The sequence below is a fragment of the Paenibacillus oceani genome (assembly GCF_014705615.1).
GTDB classification, from domain to species: Bacteria; Bacillota; Bacilli; order Paenibacillales; family NBRC-103111; genus Paenibacillus_AB; species Paenibacillus_AB oceani.
The window spans coordinates 1-20,742 of the sequence record NZ_JACXJA010000055.1 but is presented as its reverse complement, the minus strand read 5'-3'; the positions used below and the strand labels follow the sequence as shown (position 1 = coordinate 20,742).

Here is a 20,742-nt window from a genome sequence, read left to right as displayed (position 1 = left end):
AACCGAAAGCCCCGCTAGAGTACTAGGCTCCGGGTTCCTTATTTGCCTCTGCGCCACTTCTCGAACAAATCCCGCTGCTCGCCGCTTAATTTACTTTCGAACGTGTTTTTGGCCGGTGCCGCCGACTCGTCGATCTTGACACGGATTTCCTTGCGGATCTCCCGGATCGCCAGGCGCAGTTCCCTCGCCGGAAGGCGAAGAGCGCCTTGTCCAAACGTCACGTTCTGCTCGACCGAGTCGGATGTCGCGACATAGATCTGCGTTCTTCTTCCTCTCAGATCCGTTACCAGCCGCTCAATCCGTTCGTCGGCTGTTTCTTTCTCGCGCGTGTACAGCACCTCGATTTGATGCTGCCGGTAGATTCCCCCAAGGCCCGGCACCTGGTAGGCGTCAAACACGACATATACTTTGCTTCCCTTGTAAGCCTGATAATCGGCGAGCATGTCGATCAGCCTGTCTCTCGCCTCTTCCAGACTGATGTCCTTCAGCTTCTGCAGCTCCGGCCAAGCTCCGATAATGTTATAGCCGTCTACGATGACAACTTGTTTCATGCTCTCCCGGGGGGCGGACGGTTACGAGATCGCCGCGCCGCGCTGGCGGACGACCTCGTACATCAATACGGATGCGGCCACGGAAGCGTTAAGCGAATTGATCTGCCCGGCCATCGGCAGCTTGACGAGAAAATCGCATTTTTCTTTGATCAGTCTGCCGATCCCTTGATTCTCGTTGCCGATGACGATCGCCAGCGGGATTTTAAAGTCAAAATCATAGACAAGACGGCTCGCCTCGACGTCTGCGCCCGCGACCCAGATCCCTTCTTTTTTGAGCGAATCGATCGTCTGGGCCATGTTGGTCACGCGTGCGACTGGAACGTATTCCACGGCTCCGGCCGAAGTTTTCGAGACGGTTGCGGTCAGGCCGACAGAACGCCGCTTCGGAATGACGACTCCATGAACGCCCGTGCAATCGGCCGTGCGCAGGATCGAGCCGAGGTTATGCGGGTCTTCGATCTCATCAAGCAGGATCAGGAACGGCACCTCGCCCCGGAATCTGGCCCTCTCCAGCAAATCTTCCACTTCCACATAATCGTGGGCGGCCACTTGGGCGACTACACCCTGATGCTGCACGCCGGGTACGAGCTGATCCAACTTGCGCTTGTCGGCTTGTGTAACGACGACGCTCTGTTTTTTTGCTTCTGCGATAACCGGCTGCGTATGATGCTTCTGCGCCTGCTCGGCAATCCAGATTTTATGAATCGTCCGGCCGGAGCGCAGCGCCTCCAGCACGGAATGTTTGCCTGCAATAAATTCTTCTTCCATCGTTATCCTCCCGGTTCTTCCAACATGAGCTCGAGCAGCTGCTCCAGCCGATCGAACCGTTTCTTATAGTACAAATATCCGATCAGACATTCGAAGGCGGTGCTGTGCCGGTAATCCAGTACGTCCGCATTTTTCGGCATCGTTCCGGACTTGGCGTTTCGGCCGCGCTTCACAATATCCGTTTCTTCTTCAGTCAACAGAGGCAGCCACAATCTCAGCGTTTTCGCCTGCGCCTTGGCCGAGACGAATTTTACCGATTCCCTGTGCAGGTGGTTCGGCTTATGGTTCGGTCTCGATATGACGTATTGCCTGATGTATACTTCAAATACCGCATCTCCGATATACGCCAGAACCAGCGGGTTTAACTGGGACGGGGCCTTTGCGGGATCGAATCGGAACAGATTGACATCCATCAGCGCCGCCCCGTCATTTCCGCCGCCAGCGGAGGCCTTGAGGCGTATCCTCCAGCACAATACCTTTAACCGTCAGCAAATCGCGGATTTCGTCGGAACGCGCCCAGTTTTTGGCTTTGCGGGCTTCCGTCCGTTCTGCGATCAACTGCTCGATTTCGTCATCCAGCAATTCTTCTTTCTCTTCCGCTAGTATGCCCAATACCGAATCCCACTCCTGCAGCACCTGGAGCAGAAGTCCGATCGTCTCTGCGTTAGCATCCGCCTTGGCGAGGTAGGCATTGCCTTCCGAGATCAGGTCAAATACAGCTGTGATCGCATCGGCCGTGTTGAAATCGTCGTCCATTTTCTCGTGAAACGTCCGTTTAATCCGTTCCACCGCTTCCGACACCTGCTCATTCACCGCACCTTTTTCCGCGCTTTTGAGTCGATGCTTTAAATTGGCAACTCCGTTCTCGATTCTTGCAAGCCCGTTGGCCGCCTGCTCCAGCCCCTCTTCGCTGAAGTTAAGCGGATTGCGGTAGTGCGTCGACAAAAACAGGAAACGAAGAGCTTGAGGCTTCACCCGTTCCAGCAGCTTCCTGACGTTGATCCCGTTGCCGAGCGACTTGGACATCTTCTCGTTATCGATATGGATGTATCCGTTGTGCATCCAATATTTGGCGAGCGGATGCCCGTTCGCACACTCCGATTGCGCCACCTCGCACTCATGATGCGGGAACTGCAAGTCCTGGCCTCCGCCGTGAATGTCGAGCGTAACGCCCAAATATTTGCGGGCCATTGCCGAACATTCAATATGCCAGCCCGGACGCCCGTCGCCCCAAGGACTGGACCAGCGGATCTCGCCCGGCTTGGCGCCTTTCCACAGGACGAAGTCCTGGGGGTTTTCTTTGCGCGAGTCGACCTCGACGCGAATCCCGAACTGCAGTTCGCCCAGATTTTGATGGGACAGCTTCCCGTACTCTTCAAACTTCTCGGTGCGGAAGTACACGTCTCCTTCGCTCTCGTAAGCGAATCCTCCCTTGACCAGCTCTTCGATAAGCCGTACGATCTCCGGGATATTCTCGGTTACCCGCGGATTTATATCCGCCTTGCGAATCCCGAGCGCCTCGATGTCCTCATGATAAGCGGCAATGAACGTATCTGCAATTTCCGGCACCGGTTGTCCGGTTTGCTCCGATTTGCGGATCAGCTTGTCGTCGACGTCAGTAAAGTTCACTACATAGTTGACCTCATAACCGGTCAATTGCAGATATCTTCGGACTACATCGAAGAAAATAGCCGGCCTGGCGTTGCCGATATGGATATAATCGTATACCGTCGGACCGCACACATACATATTCACTTTGCCTGGGTTAAGCGGTACGAACGTTTCTTTAGCCCGAGTCATGGTGTTATACACTTTTAGACTCATAAGGTTGAACCCCTCCGTTTTGGTTACGCATCTCTGTTTTTAGCTGCTCGACTTCGTGTTTGAGCTCTTGTATCCGCGTCTCCATCTGCTGAAACAGATCGATGAGCGGGTCCGGCAGCTTGTCGTGATCGAGCTTGTTCAGGCTGACGCCATCGCGCTTGACGACGCGCGCTTTCAATCCGACGACGGTGCTGTTCGGCGGGACTTCGCTTAGGACGATCGCATTCGCTCCGATCTTGGAGTTGTCGCCCACCGTGAACGAACCCAGCACTTTGGCGCCGGAGGAGATGACGACATGATTTCCGATCGTCGGATGGCGCTTCCCGCTTTCCTTGCCCGTTCCACCGAGTGTAACTCCCTGGAACAGCAGAACGTCGTCGCCGATCTCGCAAGTCTCTCCGATCACAACCCCCATGCCATGGTCGATGAACAGCCTCTGGCCGATCCTGGCGCCGGGATGAATCTCGACGCCGGTCATAAACCGGCTGAATTGGGAAATGATTCGGGCGATCATAAACCATCTGCGGACATAAAACCAATGCGCCACCCGATGTGCCCATATGGCGTGCAAACCCGAGTAGGTCAGCACGACCTCAAATACGCTGCGCGCGGCCGGATCGTTGTCGAAAACGGCCTGAATGTCCGATTTCATGGTGCGGAACATGTCGTCACCTGCTTTTAGTCGCCCCCGTAACGGAAACGGCAGCAGCTGAAGCCGCTTGACCGTATGCGCGGACCCCTGGTTTTATACTTCCGATATTCGCCCATCCAAACAAAAAAGCCCCTGCAGCCTAGGCTGCAGAGACGTCGACACGCGGTTCCACTCTGCTTGGACAGCGCCTCTTGATACACGCACGCACGTTACATGCGGCGCGGACCCGGATGTGTTCGCTATCCCTCTTCATGTCCTTAACGCGGACGGACGGCACCCCCTACCCTGCCGGATGACAGCTCGGATGTGCGGCTCACGGGTGCATTTCCGATGAAGGCGGGAATGGGCAACTTGCAGCCGGCGACCTATCCGCCGATTGCCCTCTCTGTAAAACCCGGGCCGACACGTACTTTCCCGATCAAAGCCTTTATGGTGTATGTTGACAATTATCACAAGCTTGATAATTACAGCGTAACTTGAAAGTACACCAAGTATACATGATCAGCTTCTTTCTGACAACCGCTTTTGAAGCCGCTCCACCACACGGCTTTGTCCCAGGAGCGCGAGCGTCTGGTTCAAGTCGCGTCCATGCATTTGTCCCGTCAGGGCAACTCGCACGGGCATGAACAACTGCTTCCCTTTATACCCCGTTTCCTTCTGAACCGCCTTGAGCAGCCCGCCGATCGTCTCCGGCGTAAATGCCGAAGCCTGCTCGATCTGAGCCAGGAAAGCGCGCAGCACGGCCGGAACGTGTTCTTCGCCGAGCAAAGCGCGGCCTTCGTCATCGTCTTCCGGCTCATCGCGGAAAAAGACTTCGGTCAGCGGCACGATGTCCGACGCGCAGTTCATCTGCTCCTGATAAAGCGCCACCAGCGCCGCCGCCCATTCCCGCTGCCCGCCATCCAGCTCGGCCGGAAGGCGCCCCGCCTTTTGTAGGTGAGGAATCGCCATCTCGGCGATACGGCCGCTATCGGCTTTTTTGATGTACTGGTTGTTCATCCAGTTCAGCTTGTTCGTATCGAAAGCAGCCGGACTTTTGGACAGCCGGTCCGCATCGAATACCGCGATCAGTTCCTCCTTCGAGAATAGTTCATTCTCGCCTTCAGGCGACCAGCCGAGGAGCGCGATAAAGTTAAACATCGCTTCGGGAAGGAAGCCAAGCTGGTCATACTGCTCGATGAACTGGATGATTGACTCGTCGCGCTTGCTCAGCTTCTTGCGCTGCTCATTCACGATCAGCGTCATGTGCGCGAACTGCGGAGGCTCCCAGCCCAGCGCTTCGTAGATCATCAGCTGGCGCGGCGTATTGGAGATATGATCCTCGCCCCGCAGCACGTGCGAAATCTCCATCAAGTAATCATCGATCACAACAGCGAAATTGTAAGTGGCAATCCCGTCTTTCTTCACAATTACAAAATCGCCGATGCCGTCCGATTCGAACGTAATGTCCCCTTTAACCAAATCGTGGAACGTATACGACTTGCCTTCCTGCACCCGGAACCGGATGCTCGGCACCCGTCCTTCGGCTTCATAAGCTTTGCGCTGCTCCTCCGTCAAATGGCGGTGCTTGCCGGAATACCGGGGCGTCTCTCCGCGGGCCGTCTGTTCCTCCCGCTCCCGCTCCAGCTCTTCCTCCGTGCAGTAGCACAAGTAAGCGCGACCTTCGGCTATAAGCTGCTCGGCGTACTTCCGGTACAGATCGAGACGCTCCGTCTGCCGATACGGGCCGAACGGGCCGCCGACGTCGATGCTCTCGTCCCAGTCGATGCCCAGCCATTTCAAATAGGTGAGCTGATTTTCCTCCCCGCCTGCTACGTTTCGCTTCACATCGGTATCCTCGATGCGGATAATAAATTTACCGTTATGATGACGGGCGAACAAATAGTTAAAAAGTGCGGTCCGGGCGTTGCCGATGTGCAGATGCCCTGTAGGGCTCGGCGCGTAGCGGACACGAATAGGTCTGGTCATGGATGATCCCCTCTCAATGTGTGAACTGCCTGCTCTCTAATCCGTAACGGTTAAAGTGCAGCCTTCTGCAAACAAACTACCGATTGTGCCGCAACGCCTTCCCCACGGCCCGTAAACCCGAGCTTCTCCGTCGTCGTCGCCTTGACGTTGACCTGGGACGGGTCGGCTTCCAGCACACGGGCGATCAGCTCGACCATCTGCGGAATGTATGGCGCCATCTTCGGCTTCTGGGCGATAATCGTGGAATCGATGTTGCCGAGACGATAGCCCATCGACTTCGCGATTTCCCAGACGTGTTCCAGCAGCTTTACACTGTCCGCATCGAGATAAGCCGGGTCGGTATCGGGAAAATGTTTGCCGATATCCCCTTGCCCGAGCGCTCCCAAAATCGCATCGCTAATCGCATGCAGCAGAACGTCGGCGTCCGAATGACCAAGCAGCCCTTTCTGGTAAGGGATATCGATTCCACCGATGATGCACTTGCGCCCTTCCACCAGTTGATGCACGTCAAAGCCTTGTCCGATCCGTATCATGAACGATCCGTCCTCTCCATTTGTTGTTGCAGCAGTCGTTCCGCCCATATCAAATCGTCGGGCGTCGTAATCTTAATGTTCGTGTAGGCGCCCTCGACAACGTACACCTCGTGACCGAGCCGCTCCAGCAGCATCGCATCGTCGGTGCCCACGAAGCCGTCGCGTTCCGCCTGCCGATGGGCTTCCCGCAGCAGATCAAGACGAAAAGCCTGTGGGGTCTGCACCGCCCACAAGCTCTTCCGATCCGGCGTAGATTCGATCCTTCCGGACGATCCGACGACTTTTATCGTATCTTTGACCGGCACCGCCAACACCGCTCCTCCGGCCTCATACCCTTTATGTAAGCATCGCTCGGCTTCGGCTTCGGTCACGAAAGGACGAACCCCGTCATGAACCGCCGCCACGTCAATGCCAGCCGGCAGCTTGTCCATGCCGATCCGCACCGAATGCTGGCGCTCCGATCCGCCCGCTACGACGGCGCACACCTTCGCAAGCGAATAGTCGCGAACGTACGCTTCGCATCTTGCGATCTCGTCCGCTCCCGTCACCAGCACGATCGATTCGACGAGAGGCATCCGCTGGAACAGTTCCAGCGTATACACGAGAATCGGCTTGCCGCGAAGCTGCAAAAACTGTTTGCTCTCCGAGGTGCCCATCCGGGTCCCTCTTCCCGCCGCCACCACGACGACGCCGCACCTTATCATGATCTCCCTACCCCGCTGTTTACGTAATGATCGATACTTCCCATTCCTATCATAATCGTTTTACAGCGCTTTTTCCAACAGTTTCGGCTTGGCAAAGATCATCCGGCCCGCGGAGGTTTGCAGCACACTCGTCACGAGCACCTCAATCGTAGCCCCGATGTAGTCTCTGCCGCCTTCCACCACGATCATCGTGCCGTCGTCCAAATAAGCGACGCCTTGTCCGTGCTCCTTGCCGTCTTTAATCACCTGCACCATAATTTCTTCCCCGGGCAGCACGACCGGCTTGACCGCATTGGCCAGATCGTTAATATTAAGCACCGACACGCCCTGCAGCTCGCATACTTTGTTCAGGTTGAAGTCATTGGTGATCACTTTGCCCTGAAGAGCTTTGGCCAGCCGCACCAGCTTGCTGTCCACTTCGGATATTTCCTCGAAGTCGCCTTCGTAGATAAGTACCTTTACGTCCAGCTCTTTCTGGATTTTGTTCAAAATATCCAGGCCGCGCCGCCCGCGGTTGCGCTTGAGCAAGTCCGACGAATCGGCGATATGCTGAAGCTCCTCCAATACGAATTCCGGGATAACCAGCGTTCCTTCAATAAATCCGGTTTTGCAAATGTCGGCGATACGGCCGTCAATAATGACGCTCGTGTCCAATATTTTGTGCTCGTCCTTTTGCGGGCCGCCCTTTTTCTTCTTATCTCCGAACAAAGACGACATGAAATGAACTAAATCTTCCCGCTTTTTGTACCCGATGCGAAATCCGTATACGCCAAGCACTCCGGTAAGCGCCCAAGCGGCCACTGTGCCGACCCATCCTGCTCCGGTCAATACCGGAACGAGCAGCACGGAGATGACCAATCCGAGAATAAGTCCGGTTATCCCTGACAGCAGTTCAAGCGACGGCGCATTGGCCAAGCGGTCTTCCCAGCTCTGCATGCGCGACGCTCCGGACCCCAGCAACCAGCCGGACAGCCCGAGAATCAGAAGAGCGCCGATGGCTGCCGACCAGTACGGCTGGCCCCGTAATTGTTCAATTCCGAACAAAGGACTTCCAATACCTAACAAAAATTGCCCGATCGCTTCATTCCACCGATATCCAAGTAACCCTCCGATCACGGTCAATAGTAGTTGAAGCCGTTGTTTCGTCATACCTGGTTTCACCTCCAAATTCCAATTCATGTTTCCCATTACCAATTATGATCCAATTTGGGCGGCGCTATACGGAATGATTGGTATATTTGTCCAAACGAATCTGCTTTATGGCCTCCCGTATAGAGAAAGGCTAGGCAGTTGGGGGGCTCTTCCTAATTCCGCGCATCCTGCCGTCCCGGTAACTTTCGGGTACAAATTGAACTTTGTTTATGTTTCTTTTATAATGAACCTTAGTGATATTATGGAAACTCGGGGTGAATGGAATGAGCGGCTTAACATTAAAGCAGTTTCAAGAGCAAGTATCCGAATTGCTACTCCGTCACCGAAGTGTACTGGACGTCCTGTCCAAATCGCAGCAGTCAAGCGCATCCGTTAATCGCAGTGTCATCAAGTCCGTCACCGAATGCGGATGCATCACACTGCAAGCCAACAAACAACCTTATCCCGAGGACCTGTCGCTTGAAGATGCGAAGGCTCTCATCCAGACCCATATTAACGGCGAGCTGTGTGAGAACTGCGCCGATGCCATTACGGTACAGCTTGGCAAGCAACTGTTCTATTTGTCGGCCTTATGCAATTTGCTGGAGCTGGATTTGGACGACATCCTCGACAAGGAATCGAAAAAATGCTCCACGCTCGGGTTGTTTAATTTGTCCTGACAGCAGTTACTTCCCGCCACTGTGCAACAAAAAAAGCATTTATTTTCTCGGTGATCCGGAAAATAAATGCTTTTTTTCTTCGATATGGTCTTCTGTAAGCGAACGGGATAGTTACCCGTGCGTTTCGTTTTTCGTCGGTTCGTCCATGTTCTTCATCCGCTTGCGGCGGCGGAATAACCTTCTAGCGTTTTTTTTTAGACCGTTCAGTCCGTACAAGGCGTAGATAACCAGCGGGATAAAAATAAGCTTCGACAGAAGTCCCGGATAAATCACGGCAAGCGCGACAGCACCTGCGACAATGATCGGCGTCAGCCATATAGCGGTTTTGGGAATGCCTACCTTTTTGAAGTTCGGGTACTTGACGGTGCTCACCATCAGGAACGACAATACCAGTGTGCTCGCAAGCAGTACGGCCGACGGAATTTCGTTGTGGAACAGTGCAAGCGTGCTAAGAATGCTGCCTGCGGCCGGAATGGGCAACCCGATAAAGTAGCCGGGCATGCTGGATACGACATTAAAGCGGGCCAGACGCAGCGCTCCGCAGATCGGGAAGATCGCGGTGACGATCCACGCCAAAGCTGAAGTCTCCATCTGTTGAAAAGCAACGACGTACATAATAAAAGCCGGCGCAACGCCGAACGAAATGACATCTGACAACGAATCCAGCTCTTTGCCAAACTCGCTTTGAGCATTTAACGCGCGCGCCACACGTCCGTCCAAACCGTCCAGAAGCATGGCTACGATAACAAAAATAGCGGCCAGTTCCGCATTGCTGTTATCCGCACCCGAATTAAACGCCAAAATAATTGCGATAATCCCCAGAAACAGATTACCTACCGTAAACATGCTGGGAATCGAATTTCTTATCATGAAAGGCTCCACCTCTAAATCATACTATGCCCCAATCGTTCGCAGAGCATGCTGCAAGCCCCTTGGGGATCGCGAACCTATCTTCTGATTGTAGGCAATTTAGATATGTCTGTCAATGAACAATTGCTCTTGGATCCGCTTCAGCCCTTCCTTGATAGCCCGAGCGCGTACTTCTCCGATCCCGTCCACCTCGTCCAGCTCCTCGATGGTGGCCATAACCATGTGGGGCAGCCGCTCAAACCGTTCCACCAAATTATGGATAATGACAGCCGGCAGCCGAGGCAGCTTATGCAGCATCCGGTACCCTCTGGGAGATACCGTCTCCTCCATCATCGTATTGGTATAGGGGTAACCGAGCAGCCGGATTATATGCTGTTGGTCGAGAAGCTCCTCGGAGCTCATCCTCTTGAGCGTAGCCGATATCTCGCGCACCTTTTCTTCCGTGTTTTCGCGGCAGTAATCTTTGATCAGCAGCAGCGCCTCGGCGTCGGTATTACCGACCAGCTCTTCCAGCTGCATGCTGATCAGCCGCCCTTCGGTGCCCAGCTCGTTGATATACCTTTTGATTTCGTTTTTAACGCGAAGTACCATCTCCAACCGCTGGATAACGTTCGCTACCTCATGCAGCGTGACAAGCTCCTCGAACTCGGACGCACCCAAGTTGGTGAACGCCTGATCGAGCACCGTTTTATATTTCTCCAAAGTTTGAATCGCCTGGTTCGCCTTCGTCAGAATGACGCCGATATCTTTCAGCGAATACCGGAGATTCCCCTGATAGACGGTGATCACGTTCCGCCGCTGGGAAATCGAGACAACCAGTTTGCCCGTCTGCTTCGCAACCCTCTCGGCCGTCCGGTGGCGAATCCCGGTCTCGATCGAAGGAATGGACGAATCCGGTATAAGCTGCGTGTTGGCATACAGAATGCGTTTGATATCCTCGCTCAGGATAATCGCACCGTCCATTTTGGCCAGCTCGTATAAATAGTTCGGGGAAAAATCGCAGTTGATCGAAAAGCCGCCGTCCACAATCTCCATCACTTCCGGACTGTACCCGACGACAAGCAAAGCCCCGGTCTTCGCCCGGAGCACGTTCTCAAGTCCCTCGCGGAACGGAGTGCCGGGAGCGACCAGCTGCAAAATTTGCGTCATGACGTCCCGCTTCGTGTCTTCCTTCACCTCAGTAACCCCCTATCGCACCCGTTCATTCCAGTGCCGCCTTCAAAGCTTCGGACACCGTATCCACGCCTATAATTTCCAGCCCTTGGGGAGGCGTCCAGCCCTTCATGCTCTTGCGTGGCATAATAACCCGCTTGAAGCCGAGCTTTTGCGCCTCTTTCACCCGCTGGTCGATCCGCGAAACGCCCCGAACCTCCCCGGTCAGGCCGATCTCGCCGAACACGACGTCGTACGGCTGGGTGGGACGGTCCCGGAAGCTGGAGGCGATCGCCACCGCAGCAGCCAGATCAACCGCAGGCTCATCCAGCTTGACGCCACCGGCCAGGTTCAAGTAAACGTCCTGATTTTGCAGAAACATACCTACCCGCTTCTCCAATACAGCGATAATCAGAGAGAGCCGGTTATGATCAATACCCGCGGACATCCGGCGCGGGCTCGGAAAGTTCGTGCTGGAGACGAGCGCCTGCAGCTCGACGAGCACAGGACGCGTCCCTTCCATACTGGCCACGACAGTGGAACCGGATACGCCGAGAGGCCGTTCGGACAAAAACAGTTCGGACGGATTGGTCACTTCACGCAGGCCGGTCTCGACCATCTCGAAAATACCCATCTCGTTCGTCGATCCGAACCGGTTTTTGACCGCCCGCAGCAGCCGGTACGAATGGTGGCGCTCCCCTTCGAAATAAAGCACGCTGTCGACCATATGTTCGAGCAGCCGGGGGCCCGCGATCGCCCCTTCCTTAGTCACATGACCGACCAGGACGGTAGCGATTCCTCTTATTTTAGCTATTCGCATAAAGTGCCCGGTGCATTCCCGAACTTGCGCAACGCTGCCCGGAGCTGACGTCACGGTCGGATGGAACACGGTCTGGATCGAGTCGACAACCATAAAATCGGGCTGTACGTTCTCGATCGCTTCTCCGATCATCTCCACATTCGTTTCGCATAACACGAACAAATGTTCCGACAAAGCTCCCAGACGATCCGCCCGGAGCTTGATCTGCCGGGTCGATTCCTCTCCGGATATATACAGCACCTTGAGCCCCATGGCGGCCAGCTGGTTCGAAGTCTGCAGCAGCAGCGTCGACTTCCCGATTCCGGGGTCGCCCCCGACCAGAATGAGCGAACCGGGAACGACACCTCCACCGAGCACCCGGTTGAGCTCGTTCATTTCCGTCAAAATCCGCTTTTCGTGGCTACTTTCTATATGTATGATCGAGGTCGCCTTTTCTTTCGTCTGGGTCAGCGAGGACTGGAATCCTTTTGCTTTTCCGGTGATCTCGATTTCTTCCACCATCGTGTTCCAGGAGTTACAGCCGGGACATTTGCCAAGCCATTTCGGGGATTCGGTTCCGCATTCCTGGCAGCAAAATTTCGTTTTCGTTTTCGACATTATTCATCCCCTCACTGCCTCATATTATCCAAAGTGTACCATTACCAGGAACCAATGAAAACCCTGCTTTCATCAATTCCTTTCAGCCGTTGTGGATTACCGCCTTATAGCTCGCCAGACGCAATAAAGAGCCCCTGCTTCCCCAGCCCAGGGAAGCAGGAGCCCCTTACGGGCACTGCCGATAATCGGATTGCTTAGGTTTGATTTGGGGTCGGATTTGTCGTTAGTGTTTCTGGACGACTAGTTCCCCATCTACTTCGTCGATCGTCAGCGAATCGCCTTTGGCGATGTTGCCTTTCAGCAGCTCTTCGGACAGACGGTCCTCGATATGCTTCTGGATCGCTCTGCGCAGCGGTCTCGCGCCGTAGGTCGGGTCGAATCCTTCCTTGGCGAGAAACGCCTTGCCTTTATCCGTGAGCGTAAATTCCACTTCCTGCTCGCGCAGCCGCTTGGCCAGCTCGTCGGACATCAGGCTGACAATCTCGGCGATATGCGATTCTTCGAGCGAATGGAACACGATGATCTCATCGATCCGGTTCAAGAACTCCGGACGGAAGCTTTTCTTCAACTCGCCCATCACTTTGTCCTTCATGTTCGAGTAATCGCGTCCGCTATCTGCTGCCGCCATGAAGCCGAGCGTCGAGTTTTTCTTAATCATTTCAGCCCCGACGTTCGACGTCATGATGATCAGCGTATTGCGGAAGTCAACCGTACGTCCTTTGGAGTCGGTCAAGCGGCCGTCTTCCAGCACTTGCAGCAAGATGTTGAATACTTCCGGATGCGCCTTCTCTATCTCGTCAAGCAGGACGACCGAGTACGGCTTGCGGCGCACTTTCTCGGTCAGTTGGCCGCCTTCTTCATAGCCGACATATCCCGGAGGCGCTCCGACGAGGCGGGAAGTCGAGTGCTTCTCCATATATTCGGACATATCGATGCGGATCACCGCATTCTCATCACCGAACAGCGACTCCGCAAGCGCACGGGCCAGCTCGGTTTTACCTACTCCGGTCGGACCCAGGAAAATGAAGGAGCCCATCGGACGCTTGGGATCTTTAAGCCCGGCTCTGGCGCGGCGGATCGCCCGGCTGACCGCCTTAACCGCTTCTTCCTGGCCGATCACGCGGTTGTGCAGGATGCTCTCCATCTTGAGCAGCCGCTCGGTTTCCTCTTCCGCCAGCTTGCTGACCGGAATACCGGTCCAGCTGCCTACCACCTGAGCGATATCTTCAGGAGTCACTTCGGAATCGGTGCGCCCTTGCTTTTCTTTCCACTCGTTTTTGGTCAAATCGAGCTCGTCGCGCATTTTCTGTTCGGTATCGCGGAGCGAGGCCGCTTTCTCGAACTCCTGGCTTTGCACCGCCGCGTCTTTTTCCTTACGGACGTTCTCCAGCTGAACTTCCAGCTGCTTCAAGTTCGGCGGTACGGTGTACGAGCGAAGCCGCACTTTTGAGCTGGCTTCGTCGATCAGGTCGATCGCTTTATCCGGCAGGAACCGGTCGGTAATGTAACGGTCGGACAGCTTCACCGCCTGCTCGATCGCTTCATCCGTAATTTTCACGCGATGATGCGCCTCATAGCGGTCGCGCAGCCCGTGCAAGATCTGAATCGCTTCCTCCGGCGTAGGCTGATCGACCGTGATCGGCTGGAATCTGCGCTCCAAGGCTGCGTCTTTCTCGATATATTTGCGGTATTCGTCCAACGTGGTCGCCCCGATGCATTGCAGCTCGCCTCTAGCCAGAGCCGGCTTCAAAATATTGGAGGCATCGATCGCTCCCTCGGCACCGCCTGCTCCGATTAGCGTATGCAGCTCGTCAATGAACAGGATAATGTTGCCGGCCGCACGAATTTCATCCATAATTTTTTTCAACCGGTCTTCGAATTCGCCGCGATATTTCGTGCCGGCTACGACCGACCCCATATCCAGCGTCATCACGCGCTTATCGCGCAGCGTCTCAGGAATTTCGTTATTGATGATTTTTTGGGCGAGCCCTTCTGCAATCGCCGTTTTCCCGACGCCGGGCTCCCCGATCAGTACCGGGTTGTTTTTGGTCCGGCGGCTAAGCACTTGGATCACGCGCTCGATTTCTTTGCTACGTCCGATGACCGGATCCAGGTTGCCTTCTTTGGCATATGCCGTCAAATCGCGGGCCAGGCCGTCCAGGGTCGGCGTATTAACGTTCACCGCCGTCGAATGGCTTGATGAAACGGCCTCGCTGCTGCCCAGCAGCTGGAGCACTTGCTGGCGCGCCTTATTCAGGCTGACGCCGAGATTGTTCAGCACGCGTGCCGCTACGCCTTCTCCTTCACGGATGAGACCGAGCAGGATATGTTCGGTGCCCACATACGTATGACCCAATTTGCGCGCTTCGTCCATAGACAGCTCGATTACCTTCTTGGCTCGCGGCGTGTAGGCGATACTGCTCGGCTGCTCCTGTCCTCTGCCGATCAAGGACTCCACTTCATCCTGAATTTTCTCCAGACTCAGACCCAAAGCGACGAGCGCCTTGGCGGCGATGCCTTCTCCTTCACGGATCAGGCCGAGCAAAATATGCTCCGTGCCGATGTTGTTGTGGCCCAGTCTTACCGCTTCTTCTTGAGCGAGAGCGAGCACCTTTTGAGCGCGTTCAGTAAATCTCCCAAACATCATGGAAAGCACCTCCAACGGATTCTATAGGAAACATGTACGAAACGGATAGGAACATTAAACTTCGCTATTCTTTATTAAACACCGTATACTTGAACGATTCATTCCGAGCCGGTAATTTTATCGCGGATCAATTCCGCCCTGCGAACATCCCGGTCATCGGCCGATAACTTTGCCCCGGCGTATTGCTGCAAAAATCCGGGCTGAGTCATCACCATTAACTCGTTCAGTATATTCGGCGATACATGCGCAAGCAACCCGAGGTCGACACCAAGCCGAACGTCTGACAACCGCTGTGCGGCCTCCTTGGAATCCATAATGGAAGCATAGGACAAGATGCCGTAAGAACGGTTCACCCGGTCGGATATACGCATGCGCGATTCAGCCAGCAGCTTCTGGCGGGCCGCCCGTTCATGCTCGATGATCTGCTTTGCGACTCCGTACAGATTGTCGATAATTTCTTGCTCCGACTGTCCCAGCGTAATCTGGTTGGAGATCTGAAAAAGGTTGCCGATTGCCTCGCTGCCCTCGCCGTACAGTCCCCGTACCGCAAGCCCCACCTGATTGATTGCCTGCAAAATCCGGTTCATCTGCTGGGTGAGCACAAGCGCGGGCAAATGCATCATCACGGATGCGCGAATGCCGGTACCTACGTTCGTCGGACAGCTTGTCAAAAATCCTCGCTGCTCGTCAAAAGCGTAGTCGACCTCCGACTCGAAAATATCGTCGATCTGATTGGCCAGATCCCAAGCCTCGCGAATCTGGAAGCCTGGGCTGAGACATTGAATCCGCAGATGATCTTCTTCATTGATCATAATGCTGACCGATTCGTTATCGTTAATCATCACGGCGCCGTTACGCGATTCGTCCGCCAGCGCGGGACTGATCAGATGTTTTTCCACCAGCACCCGTTTCTGAAGCTCATCGAGCGAATCCAGCTTGTATAGAGCAAATCCGCTTACCGTACTAAGCTCGTCGCTGTCCAGAACGCGTACGATCTTCTCCAGCACCTCCCCGGATTGCTGGTTGGTCGCCAGCATCGGGAAAGGGAGGGAACGCAAGTTGCGGGCGAGCCGGATTCGGGTACTGATGACCACGTCCGATTCCGGGCCTCTTCCCTTCATCCAATCGCTGAGCGCATTCTCGAATATATTCGTCCGATCCACGATGGTATGCCTCCTTGTCCCTACACGTTTGAACCGTTAAGCTTCGTCTCGAGTTCGCGGATCTGATCCCGGATCTTGGCCGCTTGCTCGAATTCTTCGCGGGTAATGCTCATCTGCATCTCTTGCTTCAGCTTGTCGATTTCCCGCTTATATTGAATCAGGCCTCCGGTGCGCTTAGGCACTTTGCCTACATGTACCGTGTTGCCGTGCACTCTCTTGAACAACGGGTCCAGCCTGCCGGAAAATTGCTCGTAGCAGGAGCTGCATCCAAAACGTCCGATTTTACTGAACTGGCTGTACGTCAGTCCGCATTGCTCACAGCGTAGCTGGTGCTGCTGCTTGGCCCCGATTGCCTGAGCGGGATCGAAATCGAGCAGTCCTGACAGCAGATTATGGATGGAGAAGCCATTTGGCGTTCCCGGAATCAGCTCGCCTTTTTCCCGGGCGCACGATTCGCAGATGTGAAATTCGGTTTTTTCCCCATTCACAATTTTCGTAAAATGCAGCGTTGCCGGTCTCTTATTACATTCTTGGCAGAGCACAGGAGTCCCTCCTTTGGTATCGCCGTATCAAACCGAATGGTTCTTTATTTGCTAAGCAAAGTGATCAGCATGGCCTTAAGCAGCCTTGCCCGAACCTCGTCGCGCAGCGGAAGCTTCAAATTCAGCACGTCCCGGGATACGGCAGCCTTCAGCATGTCCGCCTCCCTGGCCGTAATGAAACAGCCTTCCTCCAACTGGTATACGATGCCTTCGGCGGAAGCTTGATCGATCTGAATGCCCACTGTGCGAAAAATGTGCGCATGGATCGCTTCCTTGGACGGCAGCTCCACCTTCTGTATGCGGATATATCCTCCGCCGCCCCTCTTGCTCTCGACCACGTACCCCTTCTCAAGCGTAAACCGGGTACTAATCACGTAGTTGATCTGCGAAGGAACGCATTGGAACCGTTCGGCCAGCTCGCTCCGCTGCAGCTCCACGACTCCATCCGGGCTTTGCTGCAAAATGTTCTTCAGATATTGTTCGATGATATCAGAGACATTACGCATCTAAAGAACCTCCAAATGAAAGTTGTGCAGTCGAAGCCAAAACTGAAAAGTCTGAAAGTTTCGTCTCATTGACTTTGACTTTCTTTGACTTTAACAACATTATATACGGTTTTCCCACGTTTGCCAAGTATCCGGATTACAAATACTATTAGAAAACCATTCGATGCATACGTCAAATTGACGAAGGCTTAGTTCGCGCCAGCGGATTAGCGGGGCTGCGGTGTCGATCGCTTCATTCCCGTTTCTGATTATAAGTATATACATAAATACCGTTGAAGAACGCTCCAATTGATGCTTTTTTTCCATGCATTAACCAAATCTTCACTTGGGAAATTCGGCCTCAATCGGGCTCAATGGTATAATATAGACTGGCAGCGGGGTTTCGAACAGAGCGAACAGGAGTAAGGAAGCAGGAAAGGAGCCTAATCATCATGGAAACCGGATTGACCCGAAAGGCGATTATATCGATCTTCTTACTTGTTATTATAAGCCGGGCTGCTTTAGCCTTCACCGGATACATAGGCATCAACTTATTCGCCTCCTACACCGAGCCGGCTGTATACGAGAACCAGGCCCCGGGCGTTATTCACGAAACGGCAATGAAACTTCCACATCTGTTGAAGGAGACGGAAGGATTTAAGTTGTCGCATATCGCCACGTTTGACAGTTATCTCTATTTGAAAATTGCAACCCAAGGCTACGACAAGTATCCCATAGACGAGCCGCATCCGCCTGCGAACTGGGTTTTCTTCCCGTTATTTCCTCTGCTTCTTTATGCATCGGGAGCGATTGTCGGGTTATTTGCTAAAGTCGATTCGGCTATATTGGGCATGCTGCTTTCGAATCTGCTGTTTTGCCTAAGTCTCATTTACGTGTACGCCCTTAGCCTCAAACACGGCCTGAACGAACGACAGGCGCGAACGGTCTTGATTTTGATGCTGCTGTATCCAACATCCGTATTTTACTCGCTGCCTTATACGGAAAGCTTATTTCTCCTTCTGTCTGCGGCTTCTATTTATTATGCAACGGACAAGCGGTATGCTCTTGCCTTTTTGGCGGCAAGTTTATCTACCGTCACCCGGGTTCCCGGCTTTATCAACTTATTTTTCGTAGTTGGAACCGTCGTCCTGCATGAAGGATTTCCGTTGACGAAACGGTACATCAAGCCGGTGCTGTACGCCCTGCTCTCTTTAGTGCCAATGGGCTTGTACTTGTTGTATATGAAATACTTGACCGGCGATTTCCTGGCCCCGTTCCACGAACAAAGCTTGAGCTGGTACCGGTACACCGCCGCCCCGTTTACCAATTACGCGAATTACTTTGAGAAGCCTTACTTTATGGCGCCGGGCGGCTGGGACAACGGTCTCATCGCTTTCGTGGTATCTACCGCCGTGTTTATCGTGTATTTGACGTACCTGGGCGTTAATGGGAAGAACATGATCCGGCAACCTCATCGTCTGCTGTTATGGGTATACGGCGCTTTGCTGATCGTTATTCCGTTTTCGAGCCAGCCCTGGTACTTGGCCAGCGTCGTCCGGTACATGATGGTATGTATTCCGTTTTATCTGTATCTGGTCAAACTTACTGCGAATCGGGAAAATGTGCTGTTCGCCTATCAAATCCTCTTTGCCTGTCTCAATGTCATTACGACGATCGGATTTTTCAACGGATATTCGTTTATGGCTTAGACTCAAGCTGTCTGGAGCGGGAGACTATTCAAACGGCTCCCCGTCCCCAACTGCTTCCGTATGCACCAAGATCATCGTCTGTGATTGCAGATCGGGCTTGAACGTATACCGCAAATAACCGTCGTGCCCGCCTCCCCCTCCGCCGTACGTAATCAGGTAGTTATTCTCCACGATCGGTTTGGTGGAGGGGAGCACGTAAAACGTATTCGAAGTATTGCCATCGTTCAGCTCGAACCGGAACGGAAACGCCCCTTCTTCATCAACCCCATACATATAAAAGGACACTCCATGACAATCGGCATAAGCCGGGATCAAGTAAAAGCCTTCAAAATCATCGAATTCCAATACCCCCAGCGGAATCGGTTCCAAAGAAGGATAAACCAGCGACGGAATCGGCTCGGCAGACAACGACGTTTGCCCTCCTCCGTCAGGAAGAAAATAAGCGCGATACGAGGCCTCAAACCGGTAATCGCTCTCCCTTCCCAAGCACGAGTAGGAGCCCAGCGGCTCAATATGCTCTGTCTCGTCAGGCAGCACGACCAATCGACCGTAGCGGGAATCCCCCTCGGCGCGAGCGCGAGGCGTTTTTTCTGTAATCAGCAGCCCCCGCTTCCCCGGATTCGGGTCCTCGTCTTCGTTCTCCAGCCCAATGCTTACGACCCGCCCTTCTTTCATCCTAATCTGTACAACCGGTTTGTAAAATCCGCTTCCTGTCTGTTCAGAGCCCCTGATCCAAAAGTTCCTTACCGTTCCTTCAGCAGAAGTGCCGTCTACCGGGCGGTATACCTTCAGCAGTTGTTCCAGGTTATCTCCGATCGCCAGCTTCGGCGCGGTTCGTCTGTCGCTCAGCACGGAAGGCGAGCGTTCGTGGATGCGGATCGAGACGGCCCCTCCCGGAACTTCATTCTCGCCCGTGCGATAAAACAGAACATACATGTCCTGATCGCGATAATACCACTGGGGATAGGGCGTACCTCCCGCCTGGGAACGCTCCGTCGGTTCACCCAGCATGGCCCGTACTTGTTCCTGCGTATCGCCAAGCCGGATACCGCCTATCGTCGTGTCGATTCGGGACACAGGTCCTTTTCCTACTTCACGGGCGCTTTTGACGAGGCGGATGTCGGCCGCATTTTCCATCCTATCCTCATCCGGGTCATGCTTCTCATTGCTCGTTAATTGGACGGGGGACAGTACCGGTGAAGGCTCCCGGCGATTTTTACCGTCTGTCGTCATTTGCGCCCAGCCATAAACCAACAAAAGGATTATAACGGCTAGACCCATTAACGAAATCCATCTAGATTCGCGTATGGAGAAGGCGGAATTGGATACCCGCCGGGGATGATTTGATTGCGGTACAGCAAGCTGGATCTCAGCGGCTTTACTGGATGGCTTCTCTTGGGGGATGCTTCCATACCTTTCGGGTAAGAACCGGTTCATTGTTCGTACTCCTCTGTAAGGGGTGTCTATCGTATTTTCAAGCAGGTACCGAGTCACAGATTCTACCCATATAAAAGACTGCATGGCGATACAAAAAGTTACGTGCTGTTTGGAAATTTTTATCGTGTACCTGCATGTGGGCAGCCTGGAGCGAATGACGCTGTTTGATAGAGGAAGCGAGGGTATAGCCGATGAGGTTTTACGGTAGTTTGAAAATGGCGAAATGAGTCGTTGAATTAAACCTTGTATCGAAACCATCCATGATGGGGTAGCGCCGGTTTCTTCCTGAATGGGTTGAATCGTCTCTGCCGAAGAAATCGTAGGAGTCTCCCGGGCTCCCTCGCATCGATTGGCGTAGAAGAGCATGCCTCCGCATAAACAAAAAAAGCCTTCAAGGTGTAAAACCTTTAAAGGCTTTTGCCGCTTGGCAACGTCCTACTCTCCCAGGACCCTGCGGTCCAAGTACCATCGGCGCTGGAGGGCTTAACGGTCGTGTTCGGGATGGGAAC

19 protein-coding genes and 1 rRNA gene are annotated in these 20,742 nt (G+C 53.9%); 2 read left to right on the top strand and 18 right to left on the bottom strand.

The window, feature by feature from the left end; genetic code table 11:
• Nucleotides 1-38: 38 nt before the first annotated feature.
• The 9 genes from IDH45_RS30175 to IDH45_RS30135 all read right to left on the bottom strand — a co-directional run bounded on the left by IDH45_RS30175 (nucleotide 39) and on the right by IDH45_RS30135 (nucleotide 8,149).
• On the bottom strand, nucleotides 39-551 hold the full coding sequence (locus IDH45_RS30175; protein ID WP_190931870.1) for an NYN domain-containing protein: 513 nt from the start codon (nucleotides 549-551) through the stop codon (nucleotides 39-41).
• 21 nt (nucleotides 552-572) lie between these two features.
• Nucleotides 573-1,319: a 23S rRNA (guanosine(2251)-2'-O)-methyltransferase RlmB gene (gene rlmB, locus IDH45_RS30170; RefSeq protein ID WP_190931869.1), complete on the bottom strand. Its 747-nt coding sequence runs from the start codon at nucleotides 1,317-1,319 to the stop codon at nucleotides 573-575.
• Between the two features lie 2 nt (nucleotides 1,320-1,321).
• Nucleotides 1,322-1,732, bottom strand: coding sequence for a Mini-ribonuclease 3 (locus IDH45_RS30165; protein WP_190931868.1), 411 nt, complete (start codon nucleotides 1,730-1,732; stop codon nucleotides 1,322-1,324).
• A gap of 13 nt (nucleotides 1,733-1,745) precedes the next feature.
• Complete coding sequence (gene cysS / locus IDH45_RS30160; protein WP_190931867.1) at nucleotides 1,746-3,143, bottom strand: cysteine--tRNA ligase; 1,398 nt, start codon at nucleotides 3,141-3,143, stop codon at nucleotides 1,746-1,748.
• The gene (gene cysE / locus IDH45_RS30155; protein WP_223837148.1) at nucleotides 3,124-3,849 is read right to left on the bottom strand and encodes a serine O-acetyltransferase; all 726 of its coding nucleotides are present in this window, start codon (nucleotides 3,847-3,849) and stop codon (nucleotides 3,124-3,126) included. Before cysE ends, cysS begins: the two co-directional genes overlap by 20 nt.
• Before the next feature lie 447 nt (nucleotides 3,850-4,296).
• Complete coding sequence (gene gltX / locus IDH45_RS30150) at nucleotides 4,297-5,763, bottom strand: glutamate--tRNA ligase (RefSeq protein ID WP_190931865.1); 1,467 nt, start codon at nucleotides 5,761-5,763, stop codon at nucleotides 4,297-4,299.
• A gap of 50 nt (nucleotides 5,764-5,813) precedes the next feature.
• Nucleotides 5,814-6,296, bottom strand: coding sequence for a 2-C-methyl-D-erythritol 2,4-cyclodiphosphate synthase (gene ispF, locus IDH45_RS30145; RefSeq protein WP_190931864.1), 483 nt, complete (start codon nucleotides 6,294-6,296; stop codon nucleotides 5,814-5,816).
• Entirely contained in the window at nucleotides 6,293-7,000 is a 708-nt protein-coding gene (gene ispD / locus IDH45_RS30140) for a 2-C-methyl-D-erythritol 4-phosphate cytidylyltransferase (RefSeq protein WP_190931863.1), read from the bottom strand. The genes ispF and ispD overlap by 4 nt, the downstream gene beginning before the upstream one ends.
• 60 nt (nucleotides 7,001-7,060) lie before the next feature.
• Nucleotides 7,061-8,149, bottom strand: a complete 1,089-nt coding sequence (locus IDH45_RS30135; RefSeq protein WP_190931862.1) for a PIN/TRAM domain-containing protein — start codon at nucleotides 8,147-8,149, stop codon at nucleotides 7,061-7,063.
• Between the two features lie 266 nt (nucleotides 8,150-8,415).
• Between IDH45_RS30135 and IDH45_RS30130 the strand changes: the two genes are divergently transcribed.
• Complete coding sequence (locus IDH45_RS30130; RefSeq protein ID WP_190931861.1) at nucleotides 8,416-8,811, top strand: DUF1573 domain-containing protein; 396 nt, start codon at nucleotides 8,416-8,418, stop codon at nucleotides 8,809-8,811.
• Between the two features lie 111 nt (nucleotides 8,812-8,922).
• Here IDH45_RS30130 and pssA read toward each other — a convergent pair whose 3' ends face one another.
• From pssA to IDH45_RS30095, 7 genes are all read right to left on the bottom strand, one after another.
• Complete coding sequence (gene pssA / locus IDH45_RS30125; protein ID WP_190931860.1) at nucleotides 8,923-9,681, bottom strand: CDP-diacylglycerol--serine O-phosphatidyltransferase; 759 nt, start codon at nucleotides 9,679-9,681, stop codon at nucleotides 8,923-8,925.
• A 99-nt stretch (nucleotides 9,682-9,780) separates the two neighbouring features.
• A complete protein-coding gene (gene disA, locus IDH45_RS30120) occupies nucleotides 9,781-10,857 on the bottom strand; it encodes a DNA integrity scanning diadenylate cyclase DisA (protein WP_317891315.1) in 1,077 nt (358 codons plus the stop codon).
• A gap of 25 nt (nucleotides 10,858-10,882) precedes the next feature.
• Nucleotides 10,883-12,250, bottom strand: coding sequence for a DNA repair protein RadA (radA, locus tag IDH45_RS30115; protein ID WP_190931859.1), 1,368 nt, complete (start codon nucleotides 12,248-12,250; stop codon nucleotides 10,883-10,885).
• Between the two features lie 223 nt (nucleotides 12,251-12,473).
• A complete protein-coding gene (gene clpC / locus IDH45_RS30110) occupies nucleotides 12,474-14,897 on the bottom strand; it encodes an ATP-dependent protease ATP-binding subunit ClpC (protein ID WP_190931858.1) in 2,424 nt (807 codons plus the stop codon).
• 98 nt (nucleotides 14,898-14,995) lie between these two features.
• A complete protein-coding gene (locus tag IDH45_RS30105) occupies nucleotides 14,996-16,018 on the bottom strand; it encodes a protein arginine kinase (RefSeq protein ID WP_190931924.1) in 1,023 nt (340 codons plus the stop codon).
• Nucleotides 16,019-16,080: 62 nt separating this feature from the next.
• Complete coding sequence (locus IDH45_RS30100) at nucleotides 16,081-16,602, bottom strand: UvrB/UvrC motif-containing protein (protein ID WP_190931857.1); 522 nt, start codon at nucleotides 16,600-16,602, stop codon at nucleotides 16,081-16,083.
• 44 nt (nucleotides 16,603-16,646) lie between these two features.
• The gene (locus IDH45_RS30095) at nucleotides 16,647-17,108 is read right to left on the bottom strand and encodes a CtsR family transcriptional regulator (RefSeq protein WP_190931856.1); all 462 of its coding nucleotides are present in this window, start codon (nucleotides 17,106-17,108) and stop codon (nucleotides 16,647-16,649) included.
• A 431-nt stretch (nucleotides 17,109-17,539) separates the two neighbouring features.
• Here IDH45_RS30095 and IDH45_RS30090 point away from each other — a divergent pair, with 431 nt between their 5' ends.
• Entirely contained in the window at nucleotides 17,540-18,796 is a 1,257-nt protein-coding gene (locus tag IDH45_RS30090) for a mannosyltransferase family protein (RefSeq protein WP_190931855.1), read from the top strand.
• 24 nt (nucleotides 18,797-18,820) lie between these two features.
• Here IDH45_RS30090 and IDH45_RS30085 read toward each other — a convergent pair whose 3' ends face one another.
• Both IDH45_RS30085 and rrf read right to left on the bottom strand, forming a co-directional pair.
• Complete coding sequence (locus IDH45_RS30085; RefSeq protein WP_190931854.1) at nucleotides 18,821-20,029, bottom strand: hypothetical protein; 1,209 nt, start codon at nucleotides 20,027-20,029, stop codon at nucleotides 18,821-18,823.
• Between the two features lie 626 nt (nucleotides 20,030-20,655).
• A 5S ribosomal RNA gene (gene rrf, locus IDH45_RS30080) occupies nucleotides 20,656-20,742 on the bottom strand; the annotation flags it as partial.

Bases quoted from the DNA above. Each gene is read 5' to 3' on its own strand.
- IDH45_RS30175 (WP_190931870.1), bottom strand. From the start codon at position 551: ATGAAACAAGTTGTCATCGTAGACGGCTATAACATTATCGGAGCTTGG.
- rlmB (WP_190931869.1), bottom strand. From the start codon at position 1,319: ATGGAAGAAGAATTTATTGCAGGCAAACATTCCGTGCTGGAGGCGCTG.
- IDH45_RS30165 (WP_190931868.1), bottom strand. From the start codon at position 1,732: ATGGATGTCAATCTGTTCCGATTCGATCCCGCAAAGGCCCCGTCCCAG.
- cysS (WP_190931867.1), bottom strand. From the start codon at position 3,143: ATGAGTCTAAAAGTGTATAACACCATGACTCGGGCTAAAGAAACGTTC.
- gltX (WP_190931865.1), bottom strand. From the start codon at position 5,763: ATGACCAGACCTATTCGTGTCCGCTACGCGCCGAGCCCTACAGGGCAT.
- ispF (WP_190931864.1), bottom strand. From the start codon at position 6,296: ATGATACGGATCGGACAAGGCTTTGACGTGCATCAACTGGTGGAAGGG.
- ispD (WP_190931863.1), bottom strand. From the start codon at position 7,000: ATGATAAGGTGCGGCGTCGTCGTGGTGGCGGCGGGAAGAGGGACCCGG.
- IDH45_RS30135 (WP_190931862.1), bottom strand. From the start codon at position 8,149: ATGACGAAACAACGGCTTCAACTACTATTGACCGTGATCGGAGGGTTA.
- IDH45_RS30130 (WP_190931861.1), top strand. From the start codon at position 8,416: ATGAGCGGCTTAACATTAAAGCAGTTTCAAGAGCAAGTATCCGAATTG.
- pssA (WP_190931860.1), bottom strand. From the start codon at position 9,681: ATGATAAGAAATTCGATTCCCAGCATGTTTACGGTAGGTAATCTGTTT.
- radA (WP_190931859.1), bottom strand. From the start codon at position 12,250: ATGTCGAAAACGAAAACGAAATTTTGCTGCCAGGAATGCGGAACCGAA.
- clpC (WP_190931858.1), bottom strand. From the start codon at position 14,897: ATGATGTTTGGGAGATTTACTGAACGCGCTCAAAAGGTGCTCGCTCTC.
- IDH45_RS30105 (WP_190931924.1), bottom strand. From the start codon at position 16,018: ATGAAGGGAAGAGGCCCGGAATCGGACGTGGTCATCAGTACCCGAATC.
- IDH45_RS30095 (WP_190931856.1), bottom strand. From the start codon at position 17,108: ATGCGTAATGTCTCTGATATCATCGAACAATATCTGAAGAACATTTTG.
- IDH45_RS30090 (WP_190931855.1), top strand. From the start codon at position 17,540: ATGGAAACCGGATTGACCCGAAAGGCGATTATATCGATCTTCTTACTT.
- IDH45_RS30085 (WP_190931854.1), bottom strand. From the start codon at position 20,029: ATGACGACAGACGGTAAAAATCGCCGGGAGCCTTCACCGGTACTGTCC.